The following is an 18,961-nucleotide window of genomic DNA, read 5'->3' on the forward strand; positions in this document are numbered from 1 at the left end:
CTCATTCAGAGCTGTTCCTCTATTGATATAGAGGGGGTAGCAATGGGAATGGCTAGCCCACATCAACCAAAACTTGCCCATTTTCTATCTGGGTTGGATATATTTTTAAATTTTTCCGGGAGGAAATTTTACCTAAAAGATTGCCAACAACAGGAGGCCAGGGAGACCAGCATTTCGCTTCGCCAGTTTTCAAATCAAATTCGCTTTTATGAAAAGGGCAAATGATAGAACAGGATTCCGTAATTTTTCCCTTGGCCAGTGGCAATTTTAAATGAGGGCACTGTGACTGGATGGCATGTACTTGATTATCATGCCAGATAATCAGTATTTTTTGGCCATCAATAACTGCGACTTCTCTGTTATTTTGCTGCAACTTGACTAATTCTATGGCAGGTTTGAAAGACACGTTAATTACCTCTATATTGAAAATCAGAGGATTATACCAGTGATGAATTTAATCTGTTAGTAGAAGGCTGATAAAATAAATCAGTTGTGTTATCAAAATTCCTTATTTTTGCTGAGTTAACCCAGGGTATCGTATCAATGACCATGCCTGAATGATGTTTTTGAGCCTGATTATGGCATTTCATTAAATGATGAAATTTTGAGAAAAGGTTGTGAGATATAAGGCAGGTGACAGCTGGGTTTCCATAATTATAATTTTTAAACAGGGCTGAATTTAAACGGTCGAATAACGTTGCAACTTGATAAGCGAGGAGTATACAATGCGACAATTATTCTGTCTCCTCATGAGAGTCGTGAAAAATAAGAACAAATAGGAGGGAGCGTGGGCTCTTTGGTTATAAAAAAATCTATTATTGCGGCGCTAGTTGTTGCACTGGGTATTGCAGGGCAATCTGTACAAGCTGCGTCTGCACCAGATGAAACGTTACAATCTGAAAAAGTACAGACGGAAAAAGTTCAGGCCGAAAAAACAGAAACAGATTTGTTTTCTCCCGTAGAGCAAATCATGAATCCTTTTTATCCCAAATACCCCCCGACCAAGCCAGCTACTGGCGAGCAAGCAGAGTTGATTAAACGTGGTGAGTATCTGGCAAAAATGGGTGATTGCATTGCCTGCCATACCGACGTTGAAGGGGGTACCCCCGCTTATGCCGGTGGTTTGCCTATTAATACTCCTTTTGGCTTATTCTATAGCCCTAATATTACCCCTGATAAAGAAACAGGTATAGGAAATTGGACAGAGAAAGATTTTATTCGCGCTCTTAAAGATGGTCGTGATCCTAAAGGCAGAAATTATTTTCCAGTATTCCCATATGTCTATTTTTCCAAGATAACTGACGATGATGCTCGCGCTCTGTACGCTTATTTTATGAGCATTCCTCCTGTTAAGTTAAAGAACAAATCATTGCCATTTCCTTTTGGTGTCCCCGGGGCTCGCTTTGCTTTATGGGGATGGAACCTGTTGTTTTTCTTCCCTCAGGAAAATTCTATTGAATATGATCCCGATAGATCTCCAGAATGGAATCGAGGAAGGTATATAGTCGATACTTTAGGGCATTGCAGTATGTGCCATACACCCATGAATATATTTGGATCAGCAAAAAACAGATATTATTTGACCGGTAGTTTTATCGATGGATATTGGGCTCCTAATATCACCAAATATGGATTGGAATCAGCGACACATCAAGAGGTGGCTGATGTATTTAAGGCCGGTGAATTAATTAATAAAGCGGGCCCTGTAGCTGGCCCTATGGCCGAAGTCAATCATAATAGCTTGAGTCATTTGACAGAAGCAGACAGGTTGGCTATTGCGACTTATCTCAAGACAGTAGAGAGTGAAGAATACCTGGGTGTTTCTCCTTCTGATTTGCCTCCTACCATTGCACGTGGAAGACAAGTGTATTTGAAGGCCTGTCTGATTTGTCATCAGGACAATAAAATGGGGGCTCCAGTGATTGGTGATTCAGCCAGCTGGTATACACGCCTGAAAAGCAGCGGTTTAACTGGTTTATATCGACATGCTATTTATGGTTATAACCAAATGCCGGTTAAGGGTGCGTGCGTGACCTGTTCTGATAATGACATTATTTCCGCAGTCGATTATTTACTCAATGCGTCATTGACCCGATCTCAATGGCAAGATTTGGCGTCTGGCGGTGTTAAAAAATATCCTGCCAGTGGAAAGGCTGTATATAATGAAAACTGTGCTGTTTGCCATAATGAGGGCAAATTGGGTGCTCCTAAAATAGGCGATAAAGTAACCTGGAAGCCGCTGATAGCACAAAATATGGATGTTTTGATCGAAAACACAATCAGAGGGAAAAATCATTTGCCAAATGGTGGTTGCAATCATTGTTCGACAGATGAAGTAATTGAAGCGATCAAATACATGGTCAGTCAATCTAAAACCGAAGGTAATTATTCTTTGTGGTAGAGTTACCAGCAACATTTGAATAAGTGAACTAGCTTAAACATTAGTCGGTTTCCCGGCTACTTGAAGAGATGAGGGATTGGGATGTTAAACAGGTTAAATATCTGTAAATTAATTGCGTTATTTAGTGCCTTGACTTCTGCGCAGTCACTGTGGGCTGCTGCGGATGAGTGGCAGTTAAACATGTACAAAGGGGTGACTCCTTTAAGCAACGATATGTATTACCTTCACATGGTCGCTATGGCTGTTTGTGCGGTAATCGGAGTGGTTGTTTTTGGCGTGATGATCTACTCATTAATTCATCACAGAAAGTCAAAAGGATATCAGCCAGCAAGTTTTCATGATAATCCAAAATTGGAAATCATCTGGACTATTATCCCGTTTTTAATCCTTGTCGGGCTTGCAGTTCCAGCTACCCGAGTATTAATCCGTATGGATGATACGCAGCTGTCTGATGTAACAGTCAAGGTGGTCGGCTATCAGTGGAAGTGGCAGTACCAGTATCTTGATCAGGGTATTAGTTACTTCAGTAGCTTATCAACACCCTATGAGCAAATTGAAAACAAGCAAAAGAAAAATCAGTGGTACTTGCTGGAAGTAGATAATCCTTTAGTCTTACCAGTCAACAAAAAAATTCGATTTCTAGTGACATCGAACGATGTTGTCCACTCATGGTGGGTGCCTGAGCTGGGCGTCAAGCGAGACGCTATCCCGGGATTTATGCATGAGGCATGGGCCAGAATTGAAAAGCCTGGTGTATACAGAGGTCAATGTGCTGAGCTTTGCGGAATTAATCATGGTTTTATGCCTATCGTAGTGAAAGCAGTTAGTGAAGAAGAATTCGATCGATGGGTTAGTGAGCAAACCAAAGTAGAAGACATTTATGCTGAAAAGTCGGATAAACCGCGTGAACAAAAAACAATGACCCGTGATCAGTTAATGACGCTTGGCAAGCAAAAATACGATTTGATTTGCTCAGCTTGTCATCAGCCTAATGGCACTGGCTTGCCACCGATGTACCCTCCGCTCAAGGGTAGTTCTGTTGCCGTTGGAAAACCAATTTCACGACACATTGAATTACTCCTCAATGGTGTTCCTGGCTCAGCAATGCAGTCTTATAAAGATCAACTGACTGATGAGGAAATAGCAGCAATTGTTACGTATGAGCGTAATGCTTGGGGAAATAATACTAATGATTTAATTCAACCCGCAGATGTTGCGGCACTGCGACATGGTACCGATATTAAACCTACCATGGTTAATAAAGCTAAAGCTGGAGGTTTGCAATGAAATACGCAATAGCGCATTCAGAAGATTCTCATGAAGATCATGGTCCCGAACAAGGCAAAGGCTTTACGGGATTTGTCAAAAGGTGGCTATTTACAACCAACCACAAAGACATAGGTACTCTGTATTTATGGTTAGCATTGATAAGCTTCTTTGTTGCAGGAGCAATGGCTTTGGTTATCAGGCTTGAGTTATTTCAACCTGGCCATCGATTCGTCGATCCTAATTTCTTTAACCAAATGACAACATTGCATGGATTAGTCATGCTGTTTGGTGTCGTCATGCCAGCGTTTACCGGTATGGCAAACTGGCAAATCCCCATGATGATAGGTGCTCCCGATATGGCTTTGCCAAGACTAAACAACTGGAGCTTCTGGATTTTACCATTTGCTTTTTGTCTGCTGTTTTCTACCATGTTTCATGCCGGTGGCGGCCCAAATTTTGGCTGGACCATGTACGCGCCTCTCTCTACAACTTATGCACCACCCAGTACTGATTTCATGATTTTTTCCATTCATATGATGGGACTCTCGTCTATTATGGGATCAATTAATATCATAGCCACGATTTTAAACTTGAGGGCTCCAGGCATGACCCTGATGAAGATGCCCCTATTCGTTTGGACCTGGCTTATTACGGCATTCCTTCTGATTGCCATCATGCCTGTTCTGGCCGGTGCGGTTACTATGATGTTGGCCGATAGACACTTTGGCACTTCTTTCTTTAATGCGGCAGGCGGAGGAGATCCTATCCTGTTTCAACACGTGTTTTGGTTCTTTGGCCACCCTGAAGTGTATGTTCTGGTCTTGCCAGCTTTTGGGGTTATTTCAGAAATCATTCCCACGTTCAGCCGTAAACCATTATTTGGTTATCATTTTATGGTTTATGCCACTGTGAGCATCGCTGTATTATCCTTTATAGTTTGGGCTCACCATATGTTCACTACGGGAATTCCCCTGGGGGCTGAACTATTCTTTATGTACACCACCATGCTGATTGCGGTACCTACCGGTATCAAGGTGTTCAACTGGGTGAGTACAATGTTCAAGGGGGCTATGACCTTTGAAACACCAATGCTGTTTGCCATAGCGTTTGTATTTTTATTCACTATAGGTGGATTTACAGGATTAATGTTGGCTTTGGTACCGGCTGATTTTCAATATCAGGACAGCTATTTTGTTGTGGCTCACTTCCATTATGTTCTTGTGCCCGGCGTTATCTTTGCTCTGGTAGCAGCGACTTATTATTGGTTACCCAAGTGGACAGGACATATGTACAATGAGCGTTTGGGTAAATGGCATTTTTGGCTTTCTGTCATTTCAGTTAATTTGACTTTTTTCCCCATGCATTTTCTGGGGCTAGCTGGTATGCCAAGGCGAATCCCTGACTATGCTTTGCAGTTTGCCAATTTTAATATGATTGTAACAGTGGCTGCTTTTGCTTTCGGTTTGTCGCAATTGTTGTTCCTGTACAATGTGGTAGCCACAGTAAGAAAAAGAGGCACTAATAAGGATGTAGCAACGAGCAGAGTTTGGGAAGGGTCACATGGATTGGAATGGACTTTGCCATCTCCACCACCTTACCATACGTTTACCACTCCACCTGAGATTAAATAAAGGTGGAGTTTGATGATTGAAGAAAAAAAACAGAAAAAACTGCTCACCATATTGACATTATTAGTATTAGGGATGTTTGCTTTTGGTTTTGCTCTGGTCCCTATTTATAATAGCCTTTGCAAGAATCTGGGCATCAACGGTAAAACCAAAATGGAGGCTGTTGCTTATGATGAAGATAAGGCAAAAATTGCAGCAGATAGAGAAGTCTTGGTTGAATTCGTAGCAACCAATAACAGTGGTGTGCCTTGGGCCTTCTATCCCAAGACAAAAAAAATTAAAGTGCATCCAGGAGAAATTGTAAAGCTGGCATTCTATGCAGAAAATAAAACAGACCATACAATGACAGTTCAGGCAATCCCAAGTGTGACACCAGGAATTGCAGCAAAATACTTAAAAAAAACGGAATGTTTTTGTTTTACTCAACAAACGCTAAATGGCCATGAGGCAATGAATATGCCTTTACTATTCCATTTAGATACGGATTTACCGAAAAATGTGAATACGGTTACTCTGTCTTATACATTGTTTGATGTGACAGGTAGATCAAGTAATTAGGCGTCGTTGATATGTCTACCTTTGCGGCTGGCTTGCCTCGATTTTCTGAAGGTTGTTTCTTGAAATCGTGACAATGCAATTCACGCTAGCCAAATATCAACGGTCTTTGAGTATCAGCTTTGGCTGAATGACTTATTGTTACAGGAGATTAAAGCATAATGGGAGCACACGGTACATATTATATTCCCAAACCCAGTCACTGGCCTTTGGTTGGCTCAATAGGCTTGACCACTACACTGGTTGGTGCAGCATGCTGGCTACATCATGACTGGTATGGCCCTTACGTATTTATAGCGGGCTTATGTATTTTGGTTGCAATGATGTTTGGCTGGTTTGGACAAGTCATCTATGAAAACAGCAAAGGCCTATATGATTTGCAAGTTGATCGTTCATTTCGCTGGGGTATGTGCTGGTTCATATTTTCTGAAGTATGCTTTTTCGGAGCTTTTTTCGGGGCCCTGTTTTTTGCAAGATATTGGTCAGTCCCTCTTTTGGGTGGTGAGATGCATCCTATTACTCATTACACCTTATGGCCTGAGTTCAAAGCAGTTTGGCCCTTGCTGAGTAATCCAAATAATCAGACTTTTGCGGGGGCTCATGAAGCCATGGGGGCTTGGGGTTTGGCTGCAATAAACACCATTATTTTATTAACTTCGGGGGTAACCATCACCTGGGCACATTGGGCTTTAAAATTAAGAAAGCGGGGCCAATTACTGACGGGTATGTCATTGACCATCGCTTTAGGTGTTTTGTTCTTGATGTTACAAAGCTATGAGTACCATGAAGCATATACGGAAATGAATTTAACGCTGGATGCGGGTATTTATGGCACTACCTTTTTTATGCTTACAGGATTCCATGGTTTACACGTAACAATCGGAACTATCATGCTTATCGTTATTCTGGTTCGTTGCAAGAGGGGTCATTTTACTCCTGAACGGCATTTTGCTTTCGAAGGGGTTGCGTGGTATTGGCACTTTGTGGATGTGGTGTGGTTGTTCCTATTTGTCTTTGTCTATTGGCTATAGACCTAATCTAATTCATCCTTTATTACAACCGGGTGTTGATAAGCAAGCCCGGTTGAAATTGAATACGAACGATTTCCATTTTGTAAGTAAAGCAGTAATCTGAAAACTCCAGTTCACGAACGATGGCATGGCCTCGAAAATATTTTGCAATAAAAGTAACATGACTTTCTTTTTCAAAATAATCATTACTTTTTAATTCCAATTCCGATTCAGACAAGCTAATCATTTGACAATCATAATTATTCACACCAATTTTTATTGTTATAATAACTGGTTGAATAGGCTGAATTAACACGGCTTCCCCTAATTTCTACTGAATTATGTGCTAATAAATCAAAATGATAAAATAGCCCTATACTTTAAATTCTAGACTATAAGGAATAAAATTAAACAATTAGATCGCTTTTAATCTAATCAAGTTGGTATTCTAAATAGTGTGAGTATATATTGGGAATAAGAGAAGCAACTGAAATTTAAATATGAAAATAGCAAGTAATTTAAATTCTTCTATAAATATAGAAACGCTAGTGTTGGTAGCTGCGTGGAAGTTTCCTTTTGTTTTTCAAGGATCATTTAAAATACTTGATAGAGATAATTACAATGAACATTTTATCTTTTACAGGTGTGAATATACGAAAGCGCATCAAACAGATATTTTGGAAGATGAATTTTCTCCTTTAGATTATCAATTTACCTACCTTTATGCCGGTTCAATTAAATACCTTGACAATATTCTTAATCAACTATCAGAAAATGCCATATATTTATTACAGTATGCCCTACATTTGACCTTGTCCAAAATGCTAACTAGTAAAAGGCCAAGTGATATTTATATCGATGAAATTGCACTTAACTTTTTAACGCAACGCATTAAACAAAAATTTGATGAAGGAAAAAATTTTGAAAGTGAGGCAGATATTGGTTTTGCAGTGGCTATGGATTTTAATCCGCAAGAACAAACAGCACTTACAGCCGTGCGCAATTTACTGTCCTGTTTGACAGTTGAGGTAAATAGGGTTTAGATAGATACTGAATCGCAAATTGAAAATTCAGTTTAATAATTGCTCAATAATTTTTTGCAAATTATGATCGTTTTCATAATGAATAATCAATGTTCCTTTACCGGTTTTGCCTTGTTTTAAATTGATTTTAGTCTGTAAATGTTTTGCTAAAGAGTTTAACTGTTCTTTAAACATAGGATTGTCTTTGTGATGGGTTTTTAATTCCGGTTTTCCGTTTTTTACTCGCTCAACCAGTTGCTCCGTTTCTCTGACCGATAAATTTTTAGCAATGATCAACTGAGCGACTTGACTTTGCTGCTCTTCATCCAAAGCAAGTAATGCTCTGGCATGACCCATGTCTATGTCTCCATTTTCCAAAAGCTTCTTTACTGGCGTTGAAAGAGAAAGCAAACGAAGAAAATTGCTTACTGCGGTTCTGGATTTGCATAAGAGATCGGCTACTTGCTGATGGGTAAGAGCAAATTCATTGGTGAGCCTATACATGGCCCTTGCTTGATCCATGGCATTTAAATCTTCACGTTGCAAGTTTTCAACCAGCGCCATTGCCATGGCCGTTTCATCATCTACTTGTTTAAGGATAACAGGAACTTCTGTAAGACCTGCCAGTTGGCTGGCACGCCAGCGTCTTTCTCCTGCGATGATTTCATACTTTCCATTATCTAACTCACGAACCAGTAAGGGCTGTAATACGCCTTGCTTTTTAATGGATTGCGCAAGTTCATTGAGAGGGGCTTCTTCCATTCCTCCACGAGGCTGATACTTGCCTGGCTGCAAACAAGTCACTGCGAGTTTGAGTTGCTGCTCTGTTTGGGGTTGCTCATTCGCTAATAAAGAGCTGCTTGATTGACTTAATAAAGCAGATAAATTACGGCCTAAACTACTGCGTTTTACTGTCATTACTTACCCCAAATTAACTGGCTACAGTTTGTTTACTTATCACTTCGGCAGCGAGAACCATATAAGCTGCTGCTCCCGGTGAGGATTTATCATATTGCAAGGCAGGCATTCCATGACTTGGCGCTTCGGCCAGTCTTACATTGCGTGGCACAACAGTTCTATACACTTTTGCAGGGAAATGCTCTAATAACTGCTTGGATACTTCGGCGCATAATCTGTTGCGCGCATCATACATGGTACGCAGCACGCCCTCGATGTGCAAACGCGTATTGACTGTTGATTTCACTTGCTCAATGGTTGATAACAAAGCAGCCAATCCTTCCAAAGCATAGTATTCACACTGCATGGGTATCAAAACGGAGTCAGCAGCAACAAATGCGTTAATGGTTAATGTATTCAAAGCAGGAGGGCAGTCAATTAAAATAAAATCATAATTGGACTGGATGGGTTGTAACGCCTTAAATAAGAAAGTTTCCCTATGATTGCGCTCCATGAGGCTAACTTCTGCAACAGTTAAATCTTCATTACCGGGAATTAAATCATATCCGCAAGTTGTAGCAAGGCATGCCTGCTCAGCCAGACAGTCGCGTAACAAGACATCGTTGGTTGTGTGAACCAACTGTCTTTTATCTACCCCACTACCCATCGTTGCATTACCCTGAGGATCTAAATCGATCAACAAAACTTGCTGTTTGGATGCGGCAAGAGATGCAGATAAATTGATGGCTGTGGTTGTTTTACCTACTCCACCTTTTTGGTTGGCAATGGCTATGACTTTCGCCATAATTATTCCTTGTTCGTGTTGTTAATAAGCACGCAGCAACGCTCTCCTTCGATACCCGGGACAGCATATCTTTCAACTCGATATGTTTGATGAATCGGGACCAATTCAGTATCCGGAAACCGCCCTTTCATGGCTAACCACAAACCATCCTGAGCGACAAGATGTTCAGTCCATTTTATCATTTGTTCGAGACTGCTAAATGCTCTGCTTATTACTGTATCAAAACCTTGGTTTGGGTGGTAGTTCTCTACTCGAATTTGTATTGGTTCAATGTTCTTTATATTGAGTTGACGTTTTACTTCATTGAGAAAGCTAATTTTTTTCCCATTACTGTCCAATAATACAAATTGTAAGTCAGGTTTGGCAATAGCCAAAGGGATGCCAGGTAAACCCGGGCCAGTACCCACATCGATAATATGGTTTCCCTTTATCCAGGGTAAAATAGCCAGACTGTCGAACAGGTGCTTGCTGACCATAGTTTCAATATCACGTATTGCGGTGAGGTTATATGTTTTATTCCATTTATTGAGCAGGAGCAAAAAATCAAGCAAGAGGTCGCCGATGGAATCCAGTTGAAACGCAGTCAGACCCTCTTCAAGCAATGATCTTATTTTCGCATTATTTATCATACTGGAAGCCGACTCTTTTTCAGGTGAACAAGTAAAAGAGATAGAGCTGCAGGTGTTACGCCAGAAATCCGCCCGGCTTGAGCCAAAGAAGTTGGTTTAATACGGTTTAATTTTTGGATAACTTCACTCGATAAACCAACGACGTCATTATAATCCAAAGTCTCAGGGAGCATTGTATTTTCATGCTTACGCAATTTCTCAATTTCTTGTTGCTGCCTGTCTATGTACCCGGCATATTTATTCTGAATTTCAATTTGCTCAGTTATTTCTTGTGGCAATTCGGGTAAATTCAAATCATCCATCATTAAAAGATGCTGGTAGTTAATTTCTGGTCGCTTCAAAAATTCAACGGCGCGGCAATCGTGTTGCATTGGATTGAGCAAGGTTTCTTTAAACAGATCATTGTGATGGACTCTCACCCAGCTGTTGTGTAACAAAGCCTGAGTTGACTCAATCGCTTCACGTTTTTTGGAAAAGTTGTCCCATCGTTCATCACCTACCAGGCCAAGCTGCCGGCCTTTTTCAGTCAGTCTTAAATCGGCATTATCTTCACGCAATAACAAACGATACTCTGCTCTTGAAGTAAACATCCTATAGGGTTCTTGAGTTCCACAAGTAATCAAATCATCGATAAGTACACCTATGTACGCCTCATCTCTGCGAGGACACCACAACTCTTGATCTTTGATTTGCAAGGCAGCATTCATGCCCGCTATAATTCCTTGCGCTGCTGCTTCCTCATATCCGGTTGTGCCATTGATTTGCCCGGCAAAAAACAAATTAGGAATTGCTTTCGTTTGCAAAAATGAGGTTAATCCACGTGGATCAAAATAATCATACTCGATGGCGTAACCTGGTCTGGTGATGTGGGCATTTTCAAAACCTTTAATGGTGCGCACAAATTGCACTTGCACCTCGAAGGGGAGGCTGGTAGAAATTCCATTAGGGTATATTTCTTCCGTTGTCAGGCCTTCTGGCTCCACAAAAATCTGGTGAGATGTTTTATCAGCAAAGCGAACAATTTTGTCTTCTATCGAGGGGCAATAACGAGGGCCAACTCCTTCAATCACTCCCGCATACATTGGCGATTTATCCAAATTATTTCTTATTATGTCATGAGTGGCTTCTGTAGTATGGGTAATATGGCATGGCACTTGTTGAGGATGGTCGCTTGCCGTTCCCAAATAGGAAAATACTGGAACCGGGGTATCACCTGGTTGTTCCACCATCTGGCTAAAATCAATGGTGCGTCTGTCAATTCGAGGAGGAGTTCCTGTTTTCAAACGTCCTACCGGTAAATCCAAATCCCGCAAGCTTTTAGATAAAGCAATGGATGGAGGATCTCCTGCTCTGCCTCCTGCGTATTGGTTCATACCGACATGAATCTTCCCACCCAGAAAAGTCCCTACTGTTAATACAACAGCACGCGCCTTGAGCGTGAGCCCCATTTGGGTTACAACACCAGTGACTAATCCGCCTTCAATTTTCAAATCATCAACAGCTTGTTGAAAGATGGTTAAATTAGCTTGTGATTGAAGTTGTGTTCGAATGGCTTTTCTATACAAAACACGATCCGCTTGTGCACGTGTGGCTCGAACCGCAGGTCCTTTTGAGGCATTAAGAATTCGAAATTGGATCCCTGCCTGATCGGCGGCTTTAGCCATCGCTCCATCAAGGGCATCAATTTCTTTAACCAGGTGACCTTTACCAATGCCCCCTATGGCTGGATTGCAGGACATTTGTCCAAGCAAGTCTATGTTATGGGTTAATAACAAGGTTTTTACACCCAGGCGTGCTGCTGCAAGCGCTGCTTCTGTACCAGCATGCCCTCCGCCAACGACTATGACATCATATAATTGTTCGAGATTCATGTTTAACCATTAGTTATGCCAAAATTATAAATTGGATTTTTGGATCATCTGCAAAAATGATCCAAGCCAACATATAAAAAAATGAGCAATTATACACTTTTTTGGCAATTGTCCCAAGATGTAATAAAGATTATATATTGGGCGTGTTTTTGCTACTTAACAACAGGGGTACACTGCTCTCATCATCTAGCAGATCGATTCTGTCGTTTTCTTTTTCCTGTGTTTTTGCAGCGATGGTATCTAAAAGAGGTTTTTTCTCTTTAGGCTGAAAGAACCCTTGTTTTGATTTGGAGGGCTTATCCCAATTATCCGGGTCTTTACAAAATGCCTCATATTCTTTTTCATCAAAGGCTTTGACTTCATTTTTCGCAGGTTTGAAAGCAGCGTTGATCATTAAGTTGGTCGCCAGGGCAACACCAATTGTGGCGCCCAAAACAGCAAATCCAATTCCTAACGGTAAAAACACGAAGCTGGCAAAAACAACGGCTGGTATAAACGATTCCAAAATCACCGACCGCAGCAAATGCATGGTTTGAAAAACAACCATCTGCTTCTGGTATTCAGTTTCTGCTTTTAATTTTTTGATTTCCAGGAAGAGAAATTTTTTTTCATTATCATCCAGTGATGGATTTTTTTCCAATAAGAGTTTAAAGAGCTCAATTTTGTTATTATATCCTTCTTTCGCTTCCTTGGCGGAGCAATGTGCTTTGTAGACTTCCATACCGCCTTTCACTCCATTGTAAATCACTGTAAAAGCCAGGCAAAGAACAGCGCCTGTTATGGTGATTGCCAGTAAAGCCGGTCCTGAAACGGGGAAGAAAGGGGCAGCCAGTAATGCAAAAGCGAGCATGAGTCCGACAGCATAAGCTATGCCTGCATATAAACTGACTTTTTGCAGGTCCCAATTTCTTTCAGATTCTTTTTGCGCTCGCATTAGACCTTGCAATTGCAATTCGTATTCTTTGATTATTCTGAGCTTTTCATCCTCTTTTCCGGGTTCTTCTTCTGCCTTGCTAATTAACTGCTTTAATTTTTTAATGTCTTCCTCATAAGCCAGCATTTCTTTGTTGTGGCGAGTCTTTTGCTCTTCGTAATCCCAAATGGCCATGCTGATGTCAAAGACTAACAGTGCCAAAGTCAATACATCACCCCAAGTCCCGAGAGCGCCTTTGCCAGTAAGCCAGAAAAAGCAAATCAAGTTTCCTGTTGCCCAGATGGAATCATTGAGCAAGGTGAATTTTCTTTGATCCCATTGGGTGAGGAATCGTTCTGTCCATGGTGTCTTTTTTTCCCTCTCGCTCATCCATGGGCCACTAATCGTGTGCTTGAGTAACAAAAACATGTTGAGGGAAAAGCGGAAATAATATAAAGCCCAGCTCAGGGTACCTGTATAGGGGTCAGGTGCTTTGACTACATCTGTTGCCTGACTGACATTGAAAAAATCTTCAGGTAATGCAGCGAGTATCACTTTAAGCAGGCTGGATGCCCAAACCCAATACAAACGTTTTTCATTAAACCAACCCATTGATTCTTTGATGGTTTTGGTTTTACGGTCCATAGAGTCGACTATCATCTCTGCCAGCTCTTTACCCAGAAAAATGCTCAAGTACTTGACTGGATAACCATCACTGGCGTAACCATGTTCTGGAGAGGGGGCTCTTTTTTGTTCTTTGCAGACTTGATTATAATTGAGGTGGTCTAGCAGTTCTTCACATCGTTTAATGTGCTGCGTATATGTTTTTATGTTTTCGTATTTCTGATGTTCTTCCTCGTATTTTTTTTGCGTGAGTAAAAGCAAGTAGGCAACTTGCAAGTCTCGTATCAGTTTCTGCTTGTTTTCTTCGCTCATGTAACGAAGCATCACTTCATCAGTGTTTTCTAAAATAGCCAGATAAAAACTCAGTGGAGCAAGAAAATCGCCTCCTTTGGCTTTGCTATTGTATTCAAGAAGTTCTTCTACTTTGTCTTCATAGCGTAGTTCAGATTTCTCATCATTTTTGAGAGTTTTCAGGTAAGATTGAAGAATTAAACTACTGGTTGCCATAAAGTCATCTCTTTTTTAATTTTTGTTAATTACCTATATAAATGATACTATAAAAAGCAAATTTGTTCTTTTTTATAACACAGTATTTATTTTAGGTACAAGATGAATGCGATTGGCTTTACAGTATTGATACTAAAATTTGCAGGAATAGGGATGAAGTGTATTGCAACTTAGGCAAGAGGGCTAAGCACAGTGAGTGGAATCAAGAGGGTTATTTTCGATAGACATCATTCTGCCAGTTCAACTTCCTTTCTTAAATAAATATCATCAAAGCGTTTGATGTCGTCTTCGCCCAGATAAGAGCCACTTTGTACTTCGATAACATAAAGTGGTTCATTATGCGGGTTACTTAATCGATGCAATGCGTTTTTCGGAATGTAGGTGGATTGGTTTTTTGATAATCGGAACGTATTGTTTGCATTAACTACCTCGGCCTCACCGCCAACGATAACCCAATGCTCAGCCCGGTGCTGATGCGTTTGTAGAGAGAGTTTTGCACCAGGCTTCACCATAAGCCGTTTTACTTTAAATGAGGTGCCCTCTGCCAGCACTTCATAATACCCCCATGGTCTGGGAACACGTTGATGATCTTGAGTTAAATGAGGATGATCTTTGCGTAAGGAGTGAACCAAATCTTTCACTTGTTGCGAATAACGTTTATCGGCAACTAACACAGCGTCACTGGTTGCAACTATGATTTGATCCTGAATTCCAACGGTTGTGACTAACAACTCTTCACTATTAATCAGGCAATTGTGACTATCCTGGGCGATAACATTTCCAATGAGAGTATTGCCTTGTTCGTCTTGTTTATTCGCGTCGGCCACAGCGGTCCAGCAGCCCAGATCACTCCATTGTATTGAAATGGGTATTACAACAGCCTTTTCTGTTTTTTCCATTATGGCATAGTCTATAGACTCTTCTTTACATTGAGAAAAACAATCCAGATCAAGGCGCAAAAAATCATGATGATGCTGCGCAAGGTTCAATGCCTGTTGACTGAATTGGTAGATGTTGGCTTCAAATTGTTCTAGCTCTTCAAGATAAACCCCTGCACGACAAATGAACATGCCGCTATTCCAGAAATAATTCCCTTTACTGACGAATTGTGCAGCAGTGTGTGCGTCTGGTTTTTCTCTAAAGCTCAAAACTTGCTTTATATCACTGAATAAAGTGGTGCCGGCCTCAATGTAGCCATAACCGGTTTTGGGGCTATCAGGCTTTATCCCAAATGTCACTATCGCATTGTTTTCTGCGGCAAATTGTCCGCCCTCTAACATGGCGTCCAGCCAGATTTCATCATCAGCTATCCAGTGATCCGAGGGTAAAACCAGCATGATGGCATCCTTTCCTACTGTGTTTGCCAAATAATGGGCTGCGCATGCTATCGCGGGGGCTGTATTTCTTGCACAAGGCTCAAGCAAGTAAGTGGTTTGTGCATTAAAATCTTGCAATTGATCCTGACAGATAAAGTAATGGGCATCATTACTTACGATAATGGTCTGATTGCCAGGCAATCCCATCGCTCTTTTCATGGTTTGTTGAATTAAAGACAATTCGCCATTTAATTTTAAAAATTGCTTAGGAAAATTTTGTCTTGATAAAGGCCATAGTCGAGTGCCAGAGCCCCCGGCTAAAATTATTGGATATAGAGGTGTCGTCATCACATTCCATATTGTGGCATAATTGACCTGCATTTTAGCAGGAATTTTTAAGAGCAAGCAATTGTTCCAATTTTTTGAGGTTTTGCATTATGAAAAAAGCTGTGGTCTTGCTTTCTGGCGGTTTGGATTCAACGACTTGTCTCGCGTTGGCTAAATCTAAGGGGTTTGCTTGTTATGCATTAAGCTTTTCTTACGGCCAGAGGCATTCCGCAGAACTGTGTGCCGCAACTCGAATAGCGAAACATATGGGTGCGGCTGATCATAAAATAGTCACCCTGGATACCGCTTTATTTGGTGGCTCCGCTTTGACTGATGCATCTATTGAGGTACCCGAATTCAAGGAAAGCCCGGAAATACCAGTCACCTATGTCCCAGCCCGTAATACTATTTTTTTGGCTATGGCTTTGGGTTATTCTGAAGCAATTGGTGCCAGAGATATTTTTATTGGTGCCAGTTCTGTCGATTATTCTCATTATCCTGATTGTCGCCCGGAGTTTATTGAATCTTTCCAATCTTTGGCAAACTTGGCAACGAAAGCAGGAATTGAAGGCGATCGCATTACTATCAATGCTCCTCTGCAATATCTGAGCAAAGTGCAGACTATTCAATTAGGTACTGAGCTTGGTGTTGATTACGGATTAACAGTTTCCTGCTATCAAGCGAATGAAGCAGGTGAAGCTTGCGGACAGTGTGATAGCTGTACTTTTAGAAAGCGGGGTTTTAAGAGTGCTGGAGTAGATGATCCCACTCGATATCAAAAATGTGTTCATATTTAACCCATACAGTTAAATTAATGATATAATCCCTGAAATTTTGGTTTGGAGTTTTTTATGTGGGATAAAATCAAAGAATGGTATAAAAATAACAAGAGCTATTTGACAATGCTTTTGATTGGATCGGCGGTTGTAGGTTTGAGTGTTACATTTCTGGCTCTGTTCTTCCCCCCAGTTCTGGCGGCATTTGCCAGCATAAGTATTTTGGGAATGGCACCATTGGCTTTTTTAACGTCATTGCATCTTCCTCTCGCTGTGCTAACCCTAGGCTGTATTGTTACTGGAGCTGCTTTTGGAGCAATTTTAGGAGGCCTGGTGGCATGGAAACAATCAATTAGCATTGCTAAACATGTTTATTCATACTTTGGTCATAAGCAGGAGCATCAAGTCGAGATCAATGAAGAGGATACCTACCGTTATTTAATGGGTCATTTGGAGGGAGAGGCCAGTGAGTCTTTTGAAGTCGAGGTCGATGAAGAATTTAATGATTATACTTCTACTGATTCTACTGAAGACAGACCAAACCCATTGAATTTTTCAACAGATTCAAACCCTCAGGCTCTTGATGGCGGCTATGAAATGACAGAATTTAGAATCTAAAATTCGAGCACAAATCAAATATATCTTCAGGGTTTACGAAAAACGTTGTTCGCTTGAATTTGATCATTTGGCTTATTCAAGCATATTAATTCATGGTATTTTTTGCTTCTATCTTGGATTTTCGAAAATCCTGATCACCTGATCATACATTGTAAATTTTATCGAGCTCTCGGCAAAAACCTGGTTGAGATGAAGACAATAAAATGAACTTACTTTACACTTTTGTAACAACATATTGCGCACAATTAATTCACATTTAGGAAATGGGTTGCTACAATCTGCTCCGATTTATAACCTTGGAGTAAAAAAATGACATTAAAACAATTTGCAACTGGCGTATTTTATTTGCCAGCAGCCGTTTTTTCTGGTTTAACTAACCTATTTTTAGGTTCTTACGCAAAAGACAAACGCGGTAACTACATTCAAGATGAAGATGGTAACTATTTAAGAAACCGTGGTTTAATTGGTTTGACTCTGGACGCTGTTAAATATTTGGGAACAAGTGTTGCCCATTTCATTTCTAATCATCAAAAAGCAATTTCAGTTGCGTTTTGGTCTTCTTTAGTTGTTGCTGGTGCTGCTGCTTTAACCGTTGCTTTCTGGCCTGCTGCCTTGGCTGCTGTAGTTAACTTCTCTGTTTTTGGAGTATCAATCGCTTCAGTAGTTGGTGCTGGTTATGCGGCTCAAGTTGCTGCTACTGCCGGTGTTGCTGCTGCTTTAACCAGTACTGGTGTGTATATTGGCGCTACTGTTGTTAATGGTTTTAATGCATTCAGAGAGTGCATCTCTAAAATGCGTAGCAAAAAGCCTTCCAGCAACCCAGAGTTTACATCTGTTAACGATGAGACATTTGAAGAAGTACGTAGAAACCAATTCAGTGGCTTAAACAAAGGTTCTGAGCAACAACAAACTGTACAACTTTCCAGCTCAAGCTCTGAAGAAGAGCCTGTCCATACTACTAAGGTATTTCCACAACCTAAGAATGTTACTCCTGAAGTGGTTGAGAACCCAACTTCTACCGTATCTCTCACTGGCTCAAAGTAATATAAAAATATTACAAGCAAGTGGTCATTAAAAACGCGGCTAAAGCCGCGTTTTTTTATGTTTCGCCCCAGCGTTTCACCAATCCACAATCCAAATCAAATAAATCGAGTACCCTCCCAACGGTATCATTGATTAAGTCGTCTATGTTTTGCGGATGATTATAAAAAGCGGGCACTGGAGGGCAGATAATGCCTCCCATTTGTGTAATACACACCATATTGTTCAGATGAACAAGGTGCAAAGGTGTTTCCCTCGGCAAGAGCACCAATTTTCTGCGTTCTTTAAGAACGACATCAGCGGCTCGGGTCAACAGATTGCTACTGATACCATGCGCAATTTCACCTAAGGTTTTCATTGAACAGGGCGCAATGATCATACCCAAAGTTTTAAATGAGCCGCTGGCAATGGATGCGGCGAGGTCAGTGCAGGGATGATAGACATCTGCTAAAGCTTTGAGTTCTGCGGCACTAATATTTGTTTCATAAGCACGGGTCAATTGCCCTGCTTTGCTAATGACTAAATGCGTTTCTATTGGTAGCTTTTGCAAGACTTGTAATAGTCTAATCCCATAGATTATGCCTGATGAGCCACTGATGCCTATGATAAGTCTTGGATTGTTTGCCATGTGTATTCACTCGTTGAAAATTTAATTTGATCAGAACTTACGACGCTCCAATCTTTTTATTAAAAACATTTTTTACTTTGATCTTGTGGTTTCTCGTAGCCCTGTTGATATTAACAAATTATAA

General features: G+C 40.8%; 18 protein-coding genes. 9 read left to right on the plus strand and 9 right to left on the minus strand.

Features of this window, described 5'->3' with window-relative positions:
- Positions 1–52: 52 nt before the first annotated feature.
- Entirely contained in the window at positions 53–406 is a 354-nt protein-coding gene (locus OQI99_RS12600) for a Rieske (2Fe-2S) protein (protein WP_014842888.1), read from the minus strand.
- A 381-nt stretch (positions 407–787) separates the two neighbouring features.
- On the opposite strand from OQI99_RS12600, the gene OQI99_RS12605 reads away from it, so the two are divergent.
- The 5 genes from OQI99_RS12605 to OQI99_RS12625 all read left to right on the plus strand — a co-directional run bounded on the left by OQI99_RS12605 (position 788) and on the right by OQI99_RS12625 (position 6,884).
- A complete protein-coding gene (locus tag OQI99_RS12605; RefSeq protein WP_061513071.1) occupies positions 788–2,401 on the plus strand; it encodes a c-type cytochrome in 1,614 nt (537 codons plus the stop codon).
- Positions 2,402–2,482: 81 nt separating this feature from the next.
- On the plus strand, positions 2,483–3,688 hold the full coding sequence (coxB, locus tag OQI99_RS12610) for a cytochrome c oxidase subunit II (protein ID WP_061513072.1): 1,206 nt from the start codon (positions 2,483–2,485) through the stop codon (positions 3,686–3,688).
- Positions 3,685–5,301 (plus strand): cytochrome c oxidase subunit I, encoded by a 1,617-nt coding sequence (gene ctaD, locus OQI99_RS12615; protein ID WP_061513073.1) that lies wholly within the window; start codon positions 3,685–3,687, stop codon positions 5,299–5,301. The genes coxB and ctaD overlap by 4 nt, the downstream gene beginning before the upstream one ends.
- 12 nt (positions 5,302–5,313) lie before the next feature.
- The gene (locus OQI99_RS12620) at positions 5,314–5,856 is read left to right on the plus strand and encodes a cytochrome c oxidase assembly protein (protein ID WP_011216728.1); all 543 of its coding nucleotides are present in this window, start codon (positions 5,314–5,316) and stop codon (positions 5,854–5,856) included.
- A gap of 158 nt (positions 5,857–6,014) precedes the next feature.
- Positions 6,015–6,884, plus strand: coding sequence for a cytochrome c oxidase subunit 3 (locus OQI99_RS12625; RefSeq protein WP_013102019.1), 870 nt, complete (start codon positions 6,015–6,017; stop codon positions 6,882–6,884).
- Between the two features lie 22 nt (positions 6,885–6,906).
- On the opposite strand, the gene OQI99_RS12630 is transcribed toward OQI99_RS12625, so the two are convergent.
- Complete coding sequence (locus OQI99_RS12630) at positions 6,907–7,179, minus strand: hypothetical protein (RefSeq protein ID WP_014844936.1); 273 nt, start codon at positions 7,177–7,179, stop codon at positions 6,907–6,909.
- A 184-nt stretch (positions 7,180–7,363) separates the two neighbouring features.
- Between OQI99_RS12630 and OQI99_RS12635 the strand changes: the two genes are divergently transcribed.
- Positions 7,364–7,906: a hypothetical protein gene (locus OQI99_RS12635; protein ID WP_061513074.1), complete on the plus strand. Its 543-nt coding sequence runs from the start codon at positions 7,364–7,366 to the stop codon at positions 7,904–7,906.
- A 27-nt stretch (positions 7,907–7,933) separates the two neighbouring features.
- Here OQI99_RS12635 and OQI99_RS12640 read toward each other — a convergent pair whose 3' ends face one another.
- The 6 genes from OQI99_RS12640 to OQI99_RS12665 all read right to left on the minus strand — a co-directional run bounded on the left by OQI99_RS12640 (position 7,934) and on the right by OQI99_RS12665 (position 15,795).
- A complete protein-coding gene (locus OQI99_RS12640; RefSeq protein ID WP_061513075.1) occupies positions 7,934–8,803 on the minus strand; it encodes a ParB/RepB/Spo0J family partition protein in 870 nt (289 codons plus the stop codon).
- Positions 8,804–8,816: 13 nt separating this feature from the next.
- Positions 8,817–9,587: a ParA family protein gene (locus OQI99_RS12645; protein ID WP_061513076.1), complete on the minus strand. Its 771-nt coding sequence runs from the start codon at positions 9,585–9,587 to the stop codon at positions 8,817–8,819.
- A gap of 2 nt (positions 9,588–9,589) precedes the next feature.
- Positions 9,590–10,216 carry a 16S rRNA (guanine(527)-N(7))-methyltransferase RsmG gene (gene rsmG / locus OQI99_RS12650; RefSeq protein WP_061513077.1) on the minus strand — a complete coding sequence of 209 codons (627 nt, stop codon included), beginning with the start codon at positions 10,214–10,216 and terminating at the stop codon, positions 9,590–9,592.
- The gene (gene mnmG, locus OQI99_RS12655; RefSeq protein WP_061513078.1) at positions 10,213–12,087 is read right to left on the minus strand and encodes a tRNA uridine-5-carboxymethylaminomethyl(34) synthesis enzyme MnmG; all 1,875 of its coding nucleotides are present in this window, start codon (positions 12,085–12,087) and stop codon (positions 10,213–10,215) included. The genes rsmG and mnmG overlap by 4 nt, the downstream gene beginning before the upstream one ends.
- A gap of 130 nt (positions 12,088–12,217) precedes the next feature.
- Entirely contained in the window at positions 12,218–14,131 is a 1,914-nt protein-coding gene (locus tag OQI99_RS12660; RefSeq protein WP_061513079.1) for a lpg2888 family Dot/Icm T4SS effector, read from the minus strand.
- A gap of 227 nt (positions 14,132–14,358) precedes the next feature.
- Positions 14,359–15,795 (minus strand): mannose-1-phosphate guanylyltransferase/mannose-6-phosphate isomerase, encoded by a 1,437-nt coding sequence (locus OQI99_RS12665; protein ID WP_061513150.1) that lies wholly within the window; start codon positions 15,793–15,795, stop codon positions 14,359–14,361.
- Between the two features lie 89 nt (positions 15,796–15,884).
- Here OQI99_RS12665 and queC point away from each other — a divergent pair, with 89 nt between their 5' ends.
- The 3 genes from queC to OQI99_RS12680 all read left to right on the plus strand — a co-directional run bounded on the left by queC (position 15,885) and on the right by OQI99_RS12680 (position 18,212).
- Entirely contained in the window at positions 15,885–16,571 is a 687-nt protein-coding gene (gene queC, locus OQI99_RS12670) for a 7-cyano-7-deazaguanine synthase QueC (RefSeq protein ID WP_061513080.1), read from the plus strand.
- 42 nt (positions 16,572–16,613) lie between these two features.
- Positions 16,614–17,168 (plus strand): lpg2885 family Dot/Icm T4SS effector, encoded by a 555-nt coding sequence (locus OQI99_RS12675; protein WP_080446618.1) that lies wholly within the window; start codon positions 16,614–16,616, stop codon positions 17,166–17,168.
- 309 nt (positions 17,169–17,477) lie between these two features.
- The gene (locus OQI99_RS12680; protein WP_061513082.1) at positions 17,478–18,212 is read left to right on the plus strand and encodes a lpg2884 family Dot/Icm T4SS effector; all 735 of its coding nucleotides are present in this window, start codon (positions 17,478–17,480) and stop codon (positions 18,210–18,212) included.
- 55 nt (positions 18,213–18,267) lie between these two features.
- Here the strand turns inward: OQI99_RS12680 and OQI99_RS12685 are convergent, their stop codons facing one another.
- Entirely contained in the window at positions 18,268–18,837 is a 570-nt protein-coding gene (locus OQI99_RS12685; protein WP_061513083.1) for a UbiX family flavin prenyltransferase, read from the minus strand.
- Positions 18,838–18,961: the final 124 nt, after the last annotated feature.

This window comes from Legionella sp. PATHC039, from assembly GCF_026191275.1.
Classification (GTDB): domain Bacteria; phylum Pseudomonadota; class Gammaproteobacteria; order Legionellales; family Legionellaceae; genus Legionella; species Legionella pneumophila.